The 17,324-nt window shown below is 71.6% G+C and carries 18 protein-coding genes; 10 read left to right on the forward strand and 8 right to left on the reverse strand.

Translation table 11 applies throughout. From position 1 onward, the window contains the following. Positions 1-2: 2 nt before the first annotated feature. Both D455_RS0100525 and D455_RS0100530 read right to left on the reverse strand, forming a co-directional pair. On the reverse strand, positions 3-650 hold the full coding sequence (locus tag D455_RS0100525) for a nucleoside/nucleotide kinase family protein (protein ID WP_017568807.1): 648 nt from the start codon (positions 648-650) through the stop codon (positions 3-5). Between the two features lie 192 nt (positions 651-842). Then, positions 843-1,379, reverse strand: coding sequence for an NUDIX hydrolase family protein (locus D455_RS0100530; RefSeq protein WP_017568808.1), 537 nt, complete (start codon positions 1,377-1,379; stop codon positions 843-845). 442 nt (positions 1,380-1,821) lie between these two features. Between D455_RS0100530 and D455_RS0100535 the strand changes: the two genes are divergently transcribed. Continuing rightward, entirely contained in the window at positions 1,822-2,190 is a 369-nt protein-coding gene (locus tag D455_RS0100535; RefSeq protein ID WP_017568809.1) for an STAS domain-containing protein, read from the forward strand. A gap of 82 nt (positions 2,191-2,272) precedes the next feature. Here the strand turns inward: D455_RS0100535 and D455_RS0100540 are convergent, their stop codons facing one another. After that, positions 2,273-4,171, reverse strand: coding sequence for a PH domain-containing protein (locus D455_RS0100540; RefSeq protein WP_017568810.1), 1,899 nt, complete (start codon positions 4,169-4,171; stop codon positions 2,273-2,275). Next, positions 4,168-4,665, reverse strand: a complete 498-nt coding sequence (locus D455_RS0100545; RefSeq protein ID WP_026122171.1) for a PH domain-containing protein — start codon at positions 4,663-4,665, stop codon at positions 4,168-4,170. The genes D455_RS0100540 and D455_RS0100545 overlap by 4 nt, the downstream gene beginning before the upstream one ends. Before the next feature lie 108 nt (positions 4,666-4,773). On the opposite strand from D455_RS0100545, the gene D455_RS0100550 reads away from it, so the two are divergent. After that, positions 4,774-5,682, forward strand: coding sequence for an SPFH domain-containing protein (locus tag D455_RS0100550; protein ID WP_017568812.1), 909 nt, complete (start codon positions 4,774-4,776; stop codon positions 5,680-5,682). A gap of 15 nt (positions 5,683-5,697) precedes the next feature. After that, a complete protein-coding gene (locus D455_RS0100555; RefSeq protein ID WP_017568813.1) occupies positions 5,698-5,925 on the forward strand; it encodes a hypothetical protein in 228 nt (75 codons plus the stop codon). A gap of 60 nt (positions 5,926-5,985) precedes the next feature. On the opposite strand, the gene D455_RS0100560 is transcribed toward D455_RS0100555, so the two are convergent. Together D455_RS0100560 and D455_RS0100565 are read right to left on the reverse strand one after the other, a co-directional pair. Then, positions 5,986-6,603, reverse strand: a complete 618-nt coding sequence (locus D455_RS0100560; protein ID WP_026122172.1) for a Uma2 family endonuclease — start codon at positions 6,601-6,603, stop codon at positions 5,986-5,988. Between the two features lie 177 nt (positions 6,604-6,780). Beyond that, the gene (locus tag D455_RS0100565; RefSeq protein ID WP_017568815.1) at positions 6,781-8,445 is read right to left on the reverse strand and encodes an FAD-binding dehydrogenase; all 1,665 of its coding nucleotides are present in this window, start codon (positions 8,443-8,445) and stop codon (positions 6,781-6,783) included. Between the two features lie 230 nt (positions 8,446-8,675). On the opposite strand from D455_RS0100565, the gene D455_RS0100570 reads away from it, so the two are divergent. Further along, positions 8,676-9,536: a hypothetical protein gene (locus D455_RS0100570; protein WP_017568816.1), complete on the forward strand. Its 861-nt coding sequence runs from the start codon at positions 8,676-8,678 to the stop codon at positions 9,534-9,536. Between the two features lie 62 nt (positions 9,537-9,598). Here the strand turns inward: D455_RS0100570 and D455_RS0100575 are convergent, their stop codons facing one another. Next, positions 9,599-10,693 (reverse strand): alcohol dehydrogenase catalytic domain-containing protein, encoded by a 1,095-nt coding sequence (locus tag D455_RS0100575; RefSeq protein ID WP_017568817.1) that lies wholly within the window; start codon positions 10,691-10,693, stop codon positions 9,599-9,601. A gap of 184 nt (positions 10,694-10,877) precedes the next feature. Here D455_RS0100575 and ku point away from each other — a divergent pair, with 184 nt between their 5' ends. The 5 genes from ku to D455_RS0100600 all read left to right on the forward strand — a co-directional run bounded on the left by ku (position 10,878) and on the right by D455_RS0100600 (position 15,495). Then, complete coding sequence (gene ku / locus D455_RS0100580; protein WP_017568818.1) at positions 10,878-11,903, forward strand: non-homologous end joining protein Ku; 1,026 nt, start codon at positions 10,878-10,880, stop codon at positions 11,901-11,903. A 155-nt stretch (positions 11,904-12,058) separates the two neighbouring features. After that, a complete protein-coding gene (locus tag D455_RS0100585; protein ID WP_051064554.1) occupies positions 12,059-13,231 on the forward strand; it encodes an RNA-guided endonuclease InsQ/TnpB family protein in 1,173 nt (390 codons plus the stop codon). Between the two features lie 90 nt (positions 13,232-13,321). Continuing rightward, complete coding sequence (locus D455_RS0100590; protein ID WP_017568820.1) at positions 13,322-13,639, forward strand: cellulose binding domain-containing protein; 318 nt, start codon at positions 13,322-13,324, stop codon at positions 13,637-13,639. A 196-nt stretch (positions 13,640-13,835) separates the two neighbouring features. Then, positions 13,836-14,666: a dimethylargininase gene (gene ddaH, locus D455_RS0100595; RefSeq protein WP_026122173.1), complete on the forward strand. Its 831-nt coding sequence runs from the start codon at positions 13,836-13,838 to the stop codon at positions 14,664-14,666. Positions 14,667-14,868: 202 nt separating this feature from the next. Beyond that, entirely contained in the window at positions 14,869-15,495 is a 627-nt protein-coding gene (locus D455_RS0100600; RefSeq protein WP_193789405.1) for a TetR/AcrR family transcriptional regulator, read from the forward strand. Between the two features lie 33 nt (positions 15,496-15,528). Here the strand turns inward: D455_RS0100600 and speB are convergent, their stop codons facing one another. Beyond that, on the reverse strand, positions 15,529-16,476 hold the full coding sequence (speB, locus tag D455_RS0100605) for an agmatinase (RefSeq protein ID WP_017568823.1): 948 nt from the start codon (positions 16,474-16,476) through the stop codon (positions 15,529-15,531). A 332-nt stretch (positions 16,477-16,808) separates the two neighbouring features. Between speB and D455_RS0100610 the strand changes: the two genes are divergently transcribed. Continuing rightward, a partial coding sequence (locus tag D455_RS0100610) for a PucR family transcriptional regulator ligand-binding domain-containing protein (RefSeq protein ID WP_026122174.1) occupies positions 16,809-17,324 on the forward strand: 516 nt, incomplete at its 3' end.

The raw sequence follows: 17,324 nt of genomic DNA on the forward strand, positions 1-17,324 counted from the left end.
TTTCAGTCCTCGGCGAGACGCCCCGGGTGCACCACCCGCGTGCAGTTGTCCCGGAACCGCTTGACCAGCTCCCCGTTGGGGCGGTCACTGCGCTCCACCCACTCGCGCGCGGCCTCGTCGGTGACCCCGCCCGACACCTGGCGCCGGTGCAGTCTGCGTTCGCGCAGCTCGTCGTCGGCCTCCACGTACCACAGCTGCGTGAACAGTCCGCGCAGCAGCGACCAGGGCTCCTCGTCACCGGCCAGGTAGTTGCCCTCGGTCACCACCAGGCGGGTGTGCGGAGCGACCACGTGCCGCGCGGCGACGGGCTCGTGCAGCTGACGGTCGTAGTCGGGCACGTAGACGGGATGGTCGGTCTCGGTCAGCAGGCGGCGGACCAGCGCCACGTACCCGTGCGCGTCGAAGGTGTCCGGGGCGCCCTTGCGGTCGCGCCGCCCCAACCGGTCGAGCTGGGCGTTGGACAGGTGGAAGCCGTCCATGGGCAGGTACCCGGCGACCCCCGGGCCCAGTTCGCGCTCGATCCCGGCCACCAGGTGGCGGGCGAGCGTGGACTTCCCGGCGGCGGGGGCACCGGCCAGGCCGAGGACGGCGCGGCGGGCCCCGTCGGCGGGGACCAGCGCGAGGGCGTCGGCGACGAGCGGTTCGGACATGGGCACGAGCTTAGGGCGTTTGGGGGTGGTGGAGGGTGACGAAGAGGGGGGTGCTGCGCCGGAGGCGTCGGTTGAGGGTGGTGGAGGGTGACGGGCGGGAGGGGCCACACCCCCGCCGGAACGTTCCTGGCGGTCGGGACGCGGTACGCGGCGGGAACCGCGCACCGCGCCCGGGGTCGCGTTCGCCCGTGCCTACGGGGCGTGGCCCACGTGGGCCAGCGCCTGGCGCAGCAGCACCCCCTGGCCGCCCGTCATCTCCTCGCGCAGTTGCGTGCTGGACGCCTCCTCCGGGGTGAACCACACCAGGTCCAGGGCGTCCTGCCGGGGCTGGCAGTCGCCCGAGACCGGGACGATGTAGGCCATCGCCACCGCGTGCTGGCGCGAGTCGTGGAACGGGGTGATCCCCGGGGTGGGGAAGTACTCGGCGACCGTGAACGGCTGCGGCGAGGTGGGGATGCGCGGCAGGGCCACGGGGCCCAGGTCCTTCTCCAGGTGGCGCAGGAGGGCGTCACGCACCCGCTCGTGGTAGAGCACCCGCCCCGAGACCACCGAGCGGTGGAAGCTGCCGTCGGGGGTGGCCCGCATGAGCAGGCCGACGTGGGTCACCTCGCCCACCTCGTCCACCCGCACGGGTACCGCCTGGACGTAGAGGACGGGCATACGGCCGCGGATGTTCTCCAGTTCCTCGGGGGAGAACCAGCCGGGCTGGGTGTCGGCGGTTTCGGTCATCGGGTGCGCGGCGACGTACCGGCCGTCGGCCGGGAGCCGCCGCTCCCTCCCTTCTCTTGGCTGTCCCTGAGGTCGGCCCGCGTGTCCGGCCCGTGGGCGCGGCACGGGGATGCCCTTCCGTACCGCTTCTACCGCACCCGGGCGTGTGAGGCCACGAGCGGGTGCGGTTCCGGGAGTGTCCGAGAGGAGAAGTCACGGGCCGCGGCGTCGGATGCGGCGCGACACGGCCCGTCGCCTTCCGGACGGGGTGATACCGGACTGTCCCTCCAGCCACATCGGCGAGATTTCATGGGTTTTTCTCAGGAAAGCCTCCCATGGCCTCTCTGGAGAGGTTACGATCTCGTACGCGGTTGCGTAGTGGAAAGGTTACGTCCGGTGAGAGGTGGCCCGAGTGGCGAAGGATGCCCGGTGCTCTGCCCAGGAGCGTTTCCCCTGTACGGGTGTGACGGTGGTGCCCGTCCACGGCGAGGTTGACCTCGCCACCGCCGACCGTATGCGCGATCAGCTGCTCCAGGCCGCGTACGCCTCCCGGTGCGACTGCCTGGTGGTGGACATGTCCCGGCTCGACTTCTTCGACGCGAGCGGGGTGAGCGCCCTGGTGTCGGTCTACAGGAGCCTCACCAGGGAGGGCCGACACGTGGTCCTCGCCGAGCCCGCGCCCATCGCCGCGCGCGTGCTGTGGGCGCTCGACATGGACCGCGTGTTCGAGATCTACCCCATCCTGGAGATGGCGCTGACCCACACCAGCGGTCTGCGGGTCAACGGCGATCCCATCCTCAACACCGTCCCCGAACATCCGTCGGCCTCCTGACGAACGCCCAGAAGCGAGGGCCGGGTCCTCCGCCGCCCCGCGAGGACGGTGGAGGACCCGGACCCGGGAAGGCCTCCCGCCGTCAGGAACGGGGCGGCTCCTCCTCGCCTCCGTTCCGCCCACCGGACACCAGGAAGGGCGCCAGCAGCTCCGGGACGGCCTCGTCCGCCCAGGCCAGCCCCTGACCCAGTCCCACGTCCCTGGCCTCGTACATCCCCTGGCCCGCCGCCGTCGTGGCGGCCACGTCGGCCAGACCCAGCCTGCGCTGGAACGGCGAGCGCTTGATCCGCCAGCCGATCACCGCCGACCGCTCCAACGTCACCGTGTCACGCACCGCCATTCCCCTGCGCACCACGAGGTAGCGCGGGTGCAGCCCGTGGCCCAGGCCGCGGTAGGACCCCACCGCGTACCAGAACGCCACCGCGGCGATCGCCACCGCCAGCACCGACCACCCCCAGCTCGGGGTGGCCTCCACCGTGCCCGTGGCCAGCGGCACGGGGATGATCTCCTGTTCCGCCTTGCGCACCACCTCCCACCAGGCCTCGCTGACCAGCGTGTGCAGCCAGGCCAGCGCCCCGGAGAGCGCCACGCCCAGCACGGTGACGACGGTGGCCCGGGTGAGGCGGCGGCGCAGCGCGGCCCGGGGGTGCGCGGCCAGCGGGACGTCCAGGGGGGAGTCCGGCGTCCGCATCAGGTCGGCGGCCAGCGCGAGCGCCCGCTTCCGCGGCATGGGCGGGGACAGGCGGCTCTTGGCGCTGGTCTTCTGGTCGTCCGCGGCGGCAAGCCCGGTCGCCACCGCGCGCACGTCAGCCCCGCCCGACCTGCGGAGCACGTACGGTTCGTGGAGGGTGATCCCGTTGAGGCGGCGCCCCTCCACCGACAGCGACACGCTCGTCAGCAGGCCACGGCGCAGCCGCACGGTCCCGTCGGCCTCCCGGGTGAGGCGGTAGTTCCACCAGGTCTCCACGGCCACGGCGGTCAGCACGATCACACCGGACACCAGCAGCACCAGCAGTGCCGTGGGCACCACGATCAGGACCTGCCGCATGACGAACGAGGACATCTCCTGCACGCTGGGCAGGTTGGCCTGGTCGGAGACCCACTCCCACCCCACGCCCCCGGTCTGGGCGTTGAGGCCCACCAGACCGGCGATCGCACCAAGGCCCACGCCCAGGGTGGCCGTGGTCGCGGGGGCGTAGGCGAACCACCTGCGGTCCAGCCGGGCCAGTTCGGCCTCCCCGTCCTCCGGCGTGCCGGTCCCGGCGGTCTCCCCGGAGCGCCCGGCGGACGCGGGGACGCCCCGGCGCAGCAGGTCGCGGCGCAGCCACTCGCCCTGTTCGGCGGTGACGTAGAGCAGTTGGAGCTGGTCGGCCCCGGCGCCGACCTTCTCGCCGGTGCCGACCGTGACCGAGCACAGGCCGAAGATCCGCACGTAGAGGGGTGCCGCCACGTCGACGCTGCGTACGCGTTCACGCGGGATGGACCGGTAGGACTTGGCGATGATGCCCGAGCGCATCTCCATGCGCTCGGCGGTGACCCGGTAGCGGATCGCGCGCAGGCGCAGCATGTCCAGGTAGGTCATGAGCGCGAGGAACGCGAGCGCGGCGGGGAGCGGGGCCAGGGCCCACCACGGGTGTCCCGTGGCCAGGAGGACGATCGTGCCCACGATCGCGGCGGGGACGAGGAACACGCCCGCGACGGCGGTACTGGCCCACACGCTGAGCGGGTGCAGCCGCTGCCAGCCGTCGTGGGGGGGGTCCTCCTCGGCGGATGTGTCCTCGGCGCCCTCCCCCAGGGGAGCGGAGTCCGTGTCGGAAGCGGTCCCGGTGCCGTCCCACTCGCCTGTGTGGGCGCCGGTCGGTTCGGCCGGAACGCCCTCCGCCGCCTCCGGGACGGGCCGGACGCGGTCCTCGGCGGCCGGGGCGGCCCCGTCCGGCGTCGGCCGGGACTCCTCCGGGTTCGGTCGGTGCTCGTCGCTCATGTCGCGTCCCCCGGGGTCGCCTGGGTGGTGTCGGTGAGCTGGTCGGCCACCTGTGTGGCCAGCGCCTGGTCGAGTCCGGTGATCTCGATCGGTCCGGCGGCGGACGCGGTGGTCACGGTCACGCTGGAGAGCCCGAACGCCCGCTGGAGGGGGCCGCGCGCGGTGTCCACGGTCTGGATGCGCGACATCGGGGCCACACGCCACTCCTGCCAGAGCCACCCGCTGGAGGTGTAGACGGCGGTGTCGGTGACCTCCCAGCGGTGGACGCGGTAGCGCCACTGCGGCATGACCACGGTGATCAGCAGTCCGAACCCGCCGACCACGGCGGCGGCCAGCAGGAACCACGTACGCGGCGGCTCCCAGATGATCGCGGGCACCACGGGGGCCGCGGTGACGACCACGGTCACGGCCAGTGACCGGGTCGTCCACCACCAGACGGCTCGCTTGTCCACGCGGTGGCGGGGTGGGCGCAGGCGGGGGGTGTCGGCGCTCATCGCGTCCACGCCTCCTTCTCGGTCGGGGCCCGACGGGCCGGGTGTCTGTTAAAAGTGATATCACAATGCTATTCTCCAGTCATCACTACGGAGAGAGCGGAAGGCCAGATGACCGAAACAGGACAGACCCCGAACCCCGCGCCCCAGTACCGAGAACACACCGCCACCAGCGTCAACGGCATGCTCATGGCCGTGGTCAGCATCCTGCTGTTCCTCGTCGGCGTGGCCGTCGCCCTGTCGCCCCTCGTCGGCCTGCCCGTGCCCCTGGTGGCCGTCGGCGTCGTCGCCGCCGCGGTCGGAGCCCTGCTCTTCGTCGGGCTGGAGATGGTCGCGCCCAACGAGGCCAAGGTGGTCCAGCTCTTCGGCCGCTACGTCGGCAGCGTCCGCACCGACGGCCTGCGCTGGGTCAACCCCTTCACCGTCCGCAAGGGCGTCTCCACCCGCATCCGCAACCACGAGACCTCCGTCATGAAGGTCAACGACGCCTCCGGCAGCCCGATCGAGATCGCCGCCGTCATCGTCTGGCAGGTGGAGGACACCGCACGCGCCTCCTTCGAGGTGGACGACTTCGTGGAGTTCGTCTCCATCCAGACCGAGGCCGCCGTGCGCCACATCGCGGGCAACTACCCCTACGACTCCTACGACGCCGACACCAGCAGCTCCCTGCGCGGCAGCGCCGACCTCATCACCGAGCAGCTGTCCAAGGAGGTCGGTGAACGGGTCGAGGCGGCGGGCGTGCGGATCGTGGAGTCGCGGTTCACCCACCTGGCCTACGCCTCGGAGGTCGCCCAGGCCATGCTCCAGCGCCAGCAGGCCAGTGCGCTCATCGCCGCGCGGCAGGAGATCGTCGAGGGCGCGGTGGGCATGGTCGACCGTGCGCTCTCCCGCCTGTCGGAGGAGGAGGTGGTGGAACTGGACGAGGAGCGCAAGGCCGCCATGGTCAGCAACCTGCTCGTGGTGCTGTGCTCCGACCGTCCGGCCAACCCCGTCGTCAACGCCGGGACCCTGTACCAGTGACCGCGTGAGGTGGCCGTGCCCGAGCGCAAGAAGGTGCTGCTGCGGCTCGACCCCGCCGTCCACGACGCGCTCGCGCGGTGGGCCGGGCAGGAGTTGCGCAGCACCAACGCCCAGATCGAGTTCCTCCTGCGCCGCGCGCTGGACGAGGCGGGCAGGATGCCGAAGCAGGCCAAGGCCATCCCCCGCCGCGGTCGACCGCGCAGGCCCGCCCCCGAACCGGAGGACGACGCCCCGCCGGAGTGACGCCGGGAACGTCGGGAGCCGGGTGCCCTGGACACCCGGCTCCCGACGCTCGCACGAGGCTTACTCGGCGGCCTTCGCCTCCGGGCCACCGATGTGCCTGCGCCAGTCGCCGGGTGCGGTCAGCCAGTGAGGAACGATGCGCAGGGGGAAGGGAAAGTCGGTTTCGAAGAGGTCCTCTCCGAAGGCCGCTGACGCCTCGGTGTACTCACCGTTCTTCAGCCGCAGTTCGGCGATACTCGGCTCCTCGGGGTCGGGGGTGATGATCCAGTACGAGGGAATGCCGAACTCGGCGTACTCGTGGCGCTTGGTGTGGTGGTCCCGGATGACGCTCTCGGGGGAGACGACCTCGACCGCCAACAGCGGGGGCTTGGTGAGGTAGGGACTCTCCGCGTTCTCCGGACGGATGACCGCGAGGTCCGGAATGCGGTGATGAGTCCGGTCGGCGTTCATGTTGATCCCGGGACTCGCGACAACCTCGAACTCGACGGACGCGAGAACACCGAGATGGATGCTCAGCCGGGACTCGATACGGCTGTGGAGGAAAACCGGTGCGGGTGCCACGTCAAGCCGCCCGTCGACCAGTTCGTACCGCCGTCCGTCGTCCGGAGTGTCGCGCAGATCCTCCACGGTGAGCGGGCCCGGTCCGAGTTCCATCTTGCCGGTAGTCATAACACTCATGATGCCTCCTCAGGTACATGAGGACCAGCGTGGCGGCCCAGGAGGCGCTGACGGGCAGAAACACCGAAATCCGTGAATAAGTGGCCTTCCCTTTCGCTTTACGGGGACGACCGCAACGCGAAGGGGCGGGACCGGGTGCGTTCCCGGCCCCGCCCCCGGACGGAATCCCTCCGGCGGCTACCCCAGGGCCGCCGCGGCGGCCCGGCCGGCCGTACGGCCCGAGAACAGGCACCCGCCCAGGAACGTGCCCTCCAGCGCCCGGTACCCGTGCAGCCCGCCACCGCCGAAACCGGCCACCTCACCCGCCGCGTACACCCCCGGCAGCGGTGTGCCGTCCTCGCGCAGCACCCGGGCGTCCAGGTCGGTGTGCAGCCCGCCCAGGGTCTTGCGGGTGAGGACGCGCAGCCGCACCGCGATCAGCGGACCCGCCTTGGGGTCCAGGATCTGGTGCGGTGCGGCCACCCGGGCCAGCCGGTCGCCCCGGTAGTTGCGCGCCCCGTGGATGGCCGTCACCTGGAGGTCCTTGGTGAAGGTGTTGACCATCTCCCGGTCGCGGGCCACCACCTCGCGGGTGACGGTGTCGGGGTCGAGCACCCCGTCGCCCGCGACCTCCCGCATCCTCCGGATCAGCTCGGGCAGCCTGTCCGCGACCACGAAGTCCTCCCCGTGGCGCTTGAACGCCTCCACCGGCCCGGGTGCGCCGGGCAGCACCCGCTTGAGGACGAGCCCGAGGTCCTTCCCCGTCAGGTCGGGGTTCTGCTCCGAACCCGACAGGGCGAACTCCTTCTCGATGATCCTCTGCGAGAGCACGAACCACGTGTACTCGTGGCCGCTGCCCATGATGTGTTCCAGGGTGCCCAGCGTGTCGAACCCGGGGAAGTTGGGCGCGGGCAGCCGCCTGCCGGTCGCGTCCAGCCACAGCGACGACGGTCCCGGCAGGATGCGGATGCCGTGCCGGGACCACACGGGGTCCCAGTTCTGGATCCCCTCGGTGTAGTGCCACATGCGGTCGGGGTTGATGACCTGACCGCCCGCGTCCTCGGTGATGGCGAGCATGCGCCCGTCCACGTGCTCGGGCACGCCCGAGAGCATGTCCCGGGGCGGGGTGCCCAGACGCTCGGGCCAGTTGCGGCGCACCAGGTCGTGGTTGGCGCCGATCCCGCCGGAGGTGACCACGACCGCCTGGGCGGACACCTCGAAGTCGCCGACCATCTCGCGGCCGCTGGCCTCACCCCTCCTGACCCCGCTGGGGGCCAGGACGGCGCCGCGCACACCCGTGACGGCTCCCTGGGCGACCACCAGCTCGTCCACCCGGTGGCGGAACCGCAGCGAGACCAGCCCGCGCTCGGCCGCCGCGCGCACCCGCCGCTCGAAGGGCGCGACCACGCCCGGCCCCGTGCCCCAGGTGATGTGGAAGCGGGGCACGGAGTTGCCGTGGCCGTCGGCCAGGTGGCCGCCGCGCTCGGCCCAGCCCACGAGGGGGAAGAAACGCAGGCCCTGCTGGTGCAGCCAGGAGCGCTTCTCCCCGGCGGCGAAGTCCACGTAGGCCTCGGCCCACCGGCGGGGCCAGGCGTCCTCGGGGCGGTCGAACCCCGCGGTGCCCATCCAGTCCTGGAGGGCCAGTTCGGTGGAGTCCCGAACGCCCATGCGGCGCTGCTCGGGGGAGTCCACGAGGAACAGGCCGCCGAAGGACCAGAACGCCTGGCCGCCCAGGGACCGCTCGGGCTCCTGGTCGAGCAGGACCACCCGCTTTCCCGCGTCGGCCAGTTCGGCGGTCGCGGCCAGCCCGGCCAGCCCTGCGCCGACGACGATCACGTCGGCGTGGTCGTCTCCTCGGTCCATGTGCGTCTTCCCCTCGGGTCGGCCGTGCCCGGGGCACGGCGTGCGTGGTGGTGACGACTGTGCCCCCGCGCGACCGGCCCCACAAGGGGAACGTGTGCCGTGCGCCACATCATTTGTCAGCGGATGACAAACCCCCTGGTTTGGGACAGAATCGTGCGACCCCCGCGCGCCCGGAGTCCACCGGGACCCGTTCGCGCTGGTCGCAACGTGTTCACCGACGAGGACCCATCGTGTACTTCCATCCCCCGACCCTCGACCCGGGACCGCTCGCCACCCTGATCGGCCTCGCGCTCCTGGTGTTCCTCATCATCCAGCCCCTCGCCACCAGGCCCCTGGTGCGCCGTCTGGGCGAGCCGGTCGAACCCGGCCGTCCCACCCGGCGGACACGCCTCTTCCACGTGGGGATGGCACTCTCCCTCGTCGAACTCCTCGGGGCCGCGGTCTTCGTGGCCACCGCCCGGGTCGTCACCCCGTCCGACCTCAACCTCATCCTGCTCCGGACACAGGAGTACGGCTCCTCCGCGCGCCCCCTTCTGGCAGGCAACCTCGTGGCCTGGACCGGCACGGTCGCGGCCCTGACGGGGGCCGTTATGTTCGTGGCGGCCCTCGTGTTGGAGAAGCGCCGGAGCGGCGCCGCGTCGTCGGCCACGGAACCGGCCGGCCCGCCCGTCCTGACCGACGCCGAGCGGCGCTGGGCGGTCTGGTCCTTCACACTGGGCGGCCTGTCCACCACGGTCGTGCTCTTCGTGGTCGTCTACCCGATGGTCACGGTGTTCGCCGGCCCGGCACCCGCGATCGCCGCCATCGCCCTGGCCTTCGGATGGCACCAGTGGGAGAGCGGCCACTCCCAGATGCTCGTCATGGCCATGTACGGATTGTTGTTGGCGCTGTCCCACGCCCAGTTGTTCTCCGGCTCCCTGTTCGTGCCCCTGGCCGCCTGGTGCCTGGTCTCCTACCTCTACGCCCGGCAGTTGACCATGCTGCGCGATCGGCTCCGTCAGCAGCCCGGGCAGTACACACCATGGAAACCCATGCTCCAGGTCACGATGCTCGACGCCGACGGCAACCCCGTTCCCAGGCGCCACCGCTGACGGCCCGGGGCCCCTCCCCGCGGGTTCCGGCGCCGTACACGGAGCCGGAACCCGCACGCGTCTCAGCCGCCGAAGCGCACCAGCGACCGGCCGCCCTTCCCCTGCTTCATACGCTCGAAGGCCTCGGGCACGCCCTCCAGCGGGATCTCGTCGGTGACCATCGCCGACAGCCTCAGCTCCCCCGAACGCACCTGCTCGGCGATGAGCGGAACGTCGCGGGCCGGGTCGCCCGAGCCGTACACGCACCCGCGCAGAGTCCGCGCCTGGTGGAACAGTTCCAGCGCGTTGAACGACACCTCGTCGTCCACCCTGCCCACGCCCACCACCGTGACCGTGCCGCCGCGCCGGGACGCGTCCCAGGCCGCGCGCACCACCTTCGCCGAACCGACCACCTCGAAGGCGTGGTCGGCGCCCCGGCCGCCCGTCAGCTTGCGCACGGCCCTGGTCAGCGAGCCGTCGGCGGGCAGGAACTCGGTCGCGCCCAGCGATCGGGCCAGTTCCTCCTTGGCGGGGGAGGCGTCCACCGCGATCACCGGGTCCGCACCGGCCAGACGTGCGGCCTGGAGCACCGACAGGCCCACCCCGCCCAGCCCCAGCACCACGGCGGACTGGCCCTCGCGCACGGCCGCGGAGTTGTTCACGGCGCCCCAACCGGTGAGCACCGCGCAGCCCAGCACGGCGGCCACCGCCGGGTCGATCCCGTCGGGCAGCGGCACGACGGCGTGGGCGGGCACCACGGTGGCCTCGGCGAACGCGCCGCAGCCCAGGCCGGGGTGGACGGGCGTGCCGTCGGTGAGCTCGGCGTAGGCCTGCACGGTGCGGTCCAGCGCGTGTTCACACAGGTGGGGCTCACCCTGGCGGCAGAACCAGCACTCGCGGCAGGACGGCGCCCAGTTCAGGATCACCTGCTGGCCCGGTACCACCCCGGTGACGCCCTCACCGACGGCGTCGACGGTTCCGGCGCCCTCGTGACCGAGCACGGCGGGCCACTTCTGCGCCAGGGTTCCGTTGGACAGGGACAGGTCGGAGTGGCACACCCCGGCCGCGGCCAGGCGCACCCGCACCTGGCCGGGACCGGGGTCGGGAAGGACCAGGTCCCGGATTCGGGGCGGGGCGTCCTGCTCGGTGAAGACGGCGGCCTTGACGGTCGTACTCATGGGAGGAACTCCAATCGCGGACTGCCGTGACAGTAGCAATACCGACCGGTCGGTCAAGGGGCGGGGGCGCGTGCTCCCGTGCTTCCACCGATAGTCCCCAGCATTTCCCCCTTGCCGGTTCTTTGCCGTGGTCGACCGACATTTTGCCTGGTACCGGTGATGATGGGAGGCAGAGGAGGGGCTTATGGTCAATCCGGTTTGGGTGGGAACCCTCAGGTTCGGCAGGGTGCCGATCGGTGTGCGCCTCTACAGCGCGCGCGAACGCAGGGGGCCCGTGCTGCACCAGTTCGAGCGGGGCACCGCCGACCGCATCCGCTACGTCCGCGTCAACGAGCGCACCGGCGAGGAGGTCGCCAGCGAGGACGTCGTCCGCGGCGCCAGGACGGGCGTCGAGGACGAGTACGTGGTCCTGGAGCCCGAGGAGCTGGAGGAGATCCTCCCGCACGGCTCGCGCACGATGGAGATGACCGGGTTCCTGTCCCAGGGCGCCGTCGACGCGCTGTGGTACGCCTCCACCTACTACGTCGCCCCCAGAGCCGCGGTCGACGCCAGGGCCTACCAGCTGCTGTACACGGCCCTGGAGCAGACCCGCCGCTCGGGCGTGGCCACCGTGGGCCTGCGCGACCGCGAGTACCCCGTCCTGATCGAGCCGAACCGGGGCGTGCTGTCGGCCTCCACCCTGTGGTGGCCCGACGAGGTCCGCGAGCCCGACGACGTGATGCCGCCCGTGGCGCACGCCGCGCTGGCCAAGGACGAGCTGGAACTGGCCAGGGAACTGGTGCGGGCCCTGTCGATCGAGTGGGACCCGAAGGACTACGAGGACAGCTACGGTCAGCGCCTGACCGAGTTGGTGCGCGCCAAGGCCCGGGGACGCACGTTCACCCACCGCCCCGAGCAGGCCATGCCCCCGGAGGAGGGGAGGGACGGGCTCGGCGAGGCCCTGCGGCAGAGCCTGCCGGCCCAGCGCACCCGGGGCACGCGTGCGCGCGGTACGCGCGCGTCCGCCGGAGCGGAGGGGACCAGGAGGACACGCGAGCCCCGCGACCCCGGAGCGCGCGGTACCCGGGTCGAGGGGCGGAGCGAGGGCCGGGTCACCAAGAGGGAGCTGCTCCAGCGGGCCTCGGAGCTGGACGTGCCCGGCCGGTCGAAGATGAGCCGGGAGGAACTGGAGGAGGCCGTGGGCCTGAGCGGCTCGGACAGTGGCCGTTGAGACACTGGTGGTTAGTGCTGCGTCCAACTTTGCTTTGGTGAGGAACCCGGGGCTTCAGCCCTGGGAGGAATCGTCGCGCTGACCACACCGGATCTCTAGTGATGGGGGTCACAACGGACTGCTTTGGCTGCGTTCTGTCACTGGCCGGGTGCAGGATGGTGGATGTGTCGAAGATCGTGGTGTGTGTCAAGCTCACACCGTCGCCTGAGCAGGCCACGGTGCTCGAGTCGACCCTGCGTGCGCTCAACGACCACGCCACCTGGGTGGCCAAGGTGGCCCACGAACGGGGCGTGACGCGTAACTACGCGCTGCGCAAGCATACCTACCAGCAGTTGCGCGAGGCCGGGGTGGGGTCACAGGCCGCCCAACACGTGATCAAGCGTGTGTGTGACGCCTACCGCGCCCGCCGCTCGAACCTGCACCACGGCAACTACGGGCCCAAGGGATCGGCCCGCCGGGAGCGGATTGAATCCACACCCATCACCTTCCGCCCCGACTCCGGGCACCCTTACGATGCGCGCAACCTGTCCTTCGCCCTAGACGCGCGCACGATCTCGCTGTGGACGTTCCAGGGCCGGCTCAAGGACGTGCCGTTCACCGGCTCCCCCGACCAGATCAAGACGTTGGCTGAGCACAAACGCGGCGAAACTGACCTGCTCTGCCGCGACGGCGTCTGGTTCCTCGCGGTGACCGTTGAGGTCCCTGACGCCCCCCAGGTCGAGCCCGACTCCTTTATCGGGGTCGACCTCGGTATCGCCAACATCGCTACCACCAGCGACGGTCAGATCCTGGCCGGGCGCAAGATCAACCGGTACCGCCGTCGACAACAGCGCCTACGTCAGAAGTTGCAGGCTAAGGGCACCAAGTCCACCAAACGCCTGCTCAAGAAGCGCCGCCGCCGCGAAGCCAGGCACGCCAAGGACACCAACCATCAGATCTCGAAACGCATCGTGGCCGTGGCTGAACGCACCTCGCGCGGGATCGCCCTGGAAGACCTCACGGGCATTCTGCGGAGGGTACGGCAACGCAAGCCCCAACGGGCCACGTTGTATTCCTGGTCCTTCCATCAGCTGGGTCAGTTCATCACCTACAAGGCCAAACGGGCCGGTGTGCCGGTGGTGTTCGTGGACCCGGCGTACTCTTCACGTGAGTGCGCCGAGTGTTCCTACACCGACAAGGCCAACCGGATCTCCCAGGCCTCCTTCATCTGCCGGTCGTGTGGCGTCGTTGCGCACGCGGACCGGAATGCTTCCCATGTCCTGGCCCGCAGGGGCCAGGGCGTGTGGGATGCGGGGCGGCAGTCACACGGCCCACCCGACCAACCCTAGGTTGTCGGGTCAGACGCGGTGAGCTTCCTCGCATCCGGCGGGGTGGTTCAACTGCACGCTTGGTCGTTTACGGCCGAGAAGCTGACCGGCGTGCCCTTCACCTGCTTCGCCACCACCAACGCCTGGAGCAGGGGCCTGACCTCATCCCTGACCATCACCAACACCGGGACCACCGCGGTCGACGGCTGGTCCCTGGAGTTCACGCTGCCCCGCGGCCAGGCCCTCACCTCCGGCTGGAACGCCGTCTACGACCAGAGCCAGGGCACGGTCACCGCCGCCAACGCCTCCTACAACGGGGTCATCGCGCCCGGCGCCAGCGTGAGCGTCGGGTACCAGGCCACGCACACCGGTGACGCGGGCCAGGCGACCGGCTTCGCCCTCAACGGTTCGGCCTGCTCCACGGGCTGATCCCGGGGCCGGTCTCCCACCCCGCCCCCGCGCCCGACCTCCCGGCGCGGCTCCTTCCGGAGCCGCGCCGTCCGTCTCCCTGTTCGAGGGAACCCGGGCGCGGGTATGTCCCCCTCGTCCGCGCTCAGGCTCCGCGCGGCGCGCGCACGCCCCGCCGGGGGCCGTCCGGCGTCCCGCGCGGTACACGGGAGGCTTCGTGGCCCAATCAGTCACTCCGGCACCGGTTCCACGGCACTACCTCATGTGCCGTCCCACCCACTTCGCGGTCGAGTACACGATCAACCCCTGGATGGACCCCGCCGCGGGGGTCGACCGCGCACGCGCCATCCGGCAGTGGGAGGGGCTGCGCGACCTCTACCTCTCCCTCGGGCACCGGGTCAGCGAGATCGAGCCCATCGACGGCCTGCCCGACATGGTCTTCGCGGCCAACGGCGCCCTGGTCGTGGACGGCAGGGTCTACGGCGCGCGCTTCGCCAGCGCCGAGCGCACCCCCGAGGGCCCGGCCTACCTGGACTGGTTCCGCGAGGCGGGCTACACCGAGACCCACGAGCCCAAGTACGTCAACGAGGGCGAGGGCGACTTCCTCGCCCTGGACGACGTGGTCCTGGCCGCCACGGGCTTTCGCACCGAGGCCGCCGCGCACCAGGAGGCCGAGCGTTTCCTGGGCCGACCCGTCATCACCCTCCAGCTGGCCGACCCGCGCTTCTACCACCTGGACACCGCGCTGTTCGTCCTCTCCGATGACCGGATCGCCTACTACCCCGGAGCCTTCTCCACCGGAAGCCAGCGGGTACTGCGCGCGCTCTACCCCGACGCGCTCCTGGCCACCGAGGAGGACGCCGCCGTGCTCGGCCTCAACGCCGTGTGCGACGGCCGCAACGTCGTCATCGCCGCCGAGGCCGTCTCCCTGGCCCACCGCCTGCGCGCGCTCGGCTACACGGTCCATCCCGTGGAGCTGGACGAGCTGCGCCGGGCCGGGGGCGGCGCCAAGTGCTGCACCCTGGAACTGCGCGACGTTCCCGTCTGACGGAAACCGGGTTCCGCGCACCCGTGTGCGGGATCCGACCACCTCCACCGGGGGCGATGTGGGAAGAACCACTCCGCGTCAGGGTGAACCCACCGGTCGTCACAGGTCACGTGCGCGCGTGCCCTCCGTCCCCGTGCGGGGGGCGCGCACACGTGACAACCGTCCCTGGCCGGACACCCGCGCCGCAATAAAGTCTGGGTCCGTGAAGACCAAACAGCACAGGCTCCCGCGCCGACTCCGGGAGCAGCGGATGATCGACGCCGCCGTCACCGCGTTCTCACGCGGCGACTACCACACCGTCAGCGTCGAGGAGATCGCGGCGGCGGCCGGAACCTCCAAACCCACCATCTACCAGTACCTGGGATCGAAGGAGGGGATCTTCACCGCGTGCGTGCGCAGGGAGACCGACCGGCTCGTCGAGGCCCTACGCGCCGCCGCGCACGACCCGCACGCCCCGGCGGGGGACGACCCCCTCCAGCGCGGCATGCGGGCCTTCTTCGCCTTCGTCACCGACAACCGCGAGAGCTGGACCGTGCTCTACCGGCGCGCCGCCCTCCAGGGCGAACCCTTCGCGGGGGAGACCGCCCGGCTCCGGGAGCGGGTCATGTCCGAGGTCGCCGACCTCATCACCTCGTGCACGCGCGAGGGCTACGGCGACCTCGCCCCCAGGGACGCCCAGCTCCTGGCGCGCGTCGCGGTCAGCACCGCCGACGCCTTCGCCGACTGGCTCCTGGAGCATCCGGAGGAGGACCCCGGGGCCATGGCCCACCACGTCACCGAGCTGACCTGGTCCCATCTGCGCGCACGCGGCGGGGCCGTCCGGGTCTGACCCGAACGGCCCCGAGCGTCAGGCTTCGAGGGCTCAGCCCCGGTGGTTGAGCGCCAGCACGCTGACCAGGTCGTAGGCCACGTGCGAGGCGGCGGTGGCGGTGATCTGGGCGTGGTCGTAGGCCGGGGCGACCTCCACCACGTCGGCGCCCACCAGGTTGCAGGCGGACAGGCCGCGCAGGATCTCCAGCAGCTCACGGCTGGTCAACCCGCCCGCCTCGGGCGTGCCGGTGCCGGGCGCGTGCGCGGGGTCGAGCACGTCGATGTCCACCGACACGTACAGCGGGCGGTTGCCGATGCGCTGGCGCAGAGCGTCGGCGACCTCGTCCACGCCCTTGCGCATGACGTCGGCGGAGGTGACGATGCCGAAACCGAATCGGCGGTCGTCCTCCAGGTCCTTCTTGCCGTACAGCGGACCGCGGGTGCCCACGTGGCACAGCGCCTCGGTGTCGAGGATGCCCTCCTCCACGGCGCGGCGGAAGGGAGTGCCGTGGGTGTAGGGCTCGCCGAAGTAGGTGTCCCAGGTGTCCAGGTGGGCGTCGAAGTGCAGCAGGGCGATCGGCCCGTGCTTGCGGTACAGCGACCGCAGCAGCGGCAGCGCGATGGTGTGGTCGCCGCCCAGAGTGACCAGGCGGGTACCCGCCTGCACGAACTGGGAGGAGGCCTCGTCCAGGGTCTCCACGGCGTCACCGACGGAGAAGGGGTTGACCGCGATGTCACCGCCGTCGACCACCTGCGTGGTGGCGAACGGGGACACGTCCAGACCCGGGTTGTAGGGACGCAGCAGGCGGCTGGCCTCACGGATGGACGAGGGGCCGAAGCGGGCGCCGGGACGGTAGGAGACGCCTGTGTCGAAGGGCACGCCGACCACGGCGATGTCGGCCCGCTCCACCTGGTCGATGCGGGGCAGCCGGGCGAAGGTGGCCGGTCCGGCGAAGCGCGGCACGCGGCTGGAGTCGGTGGGTCCGATCGGTGCGTTCACGGCTGGTGGTGTCCCTCTCGTCGTCGGTGTCGCCCGCACGGTCGGTGCTGGCGGCGTGGATGTCCGTCCGGCGCTCGCGTCGGCGGACTCCCCGGCGGGGGAGGACACCGACGTGAGCCGTGGCGGCGTTGGCGCGGACACCGGCCAGGTTAGGCAGGCTTTGGAACCCACTCCAGTGGATGAAACGCACTGTTTGGCGTATCTCTCTGGATGAGATATCCAGGATGTGCGGGGCGGTACGCCCGGACGGCCACTCTTCCGGAGCCACCGGGGCCGGAAAGGGTGTGAGTCGTACCCACCCCGCCGGGCCGGCGGACGAGTGACGGAGGGACATGGCGGGGAACGCGGACCGGGCACGGGGCCACACGGTGCCGCTGAGCACCGTCGTGGGCCGCCGTGACCTCGGGCTGAGAACGGTCGTGGCGGCCGGTGACCCGGGGATCGGCTGGGCGGTGGTCAGCGAGCTCACCGATCCGGCCGCCTACCTGCGCGGCGGCGAACTGCTGCTCACCGCGGGCCTCAACCTGCCCGGCACCGACGCGTCGCTGCGCGACTACGTGGACTCCCTGGTCGGCGCCGGGGTCAGCGCCGTCGGCTTCGGCGTCACCCCGGTACACGACACCGTCCCCTCCGGACTGGTCGGGCAGTGCCGCGAGCGGGGGCTGCCCCTGGTGGAGGTACCCCGCCCCACGCCCTTCGCCGCCGTCAGCCAGGCTGTCGGCGCGGAACTGGAGGAGCGGCACCTGCGCGGCCTGCGCCGCCTGGGCGAGTCGCACCAGGCCCTGGCGCTCGCCGTCACCGGCGACGCCCCCGTGGACCGGGTGCTGCGCGTCCTGGCCGAGGCCCTC

Source organism: Nocardiopsis halotolerans DSM 44410, from assembly GCF_000341065.1.
Taxonomy (GTDB): domain Bacteria; phylum Actinomycetota; class Actinomycetes; order Streptosporangiales; family Streptosporangiaceae; genus Nocardiopsis; species Nocardiopsis halotolerans.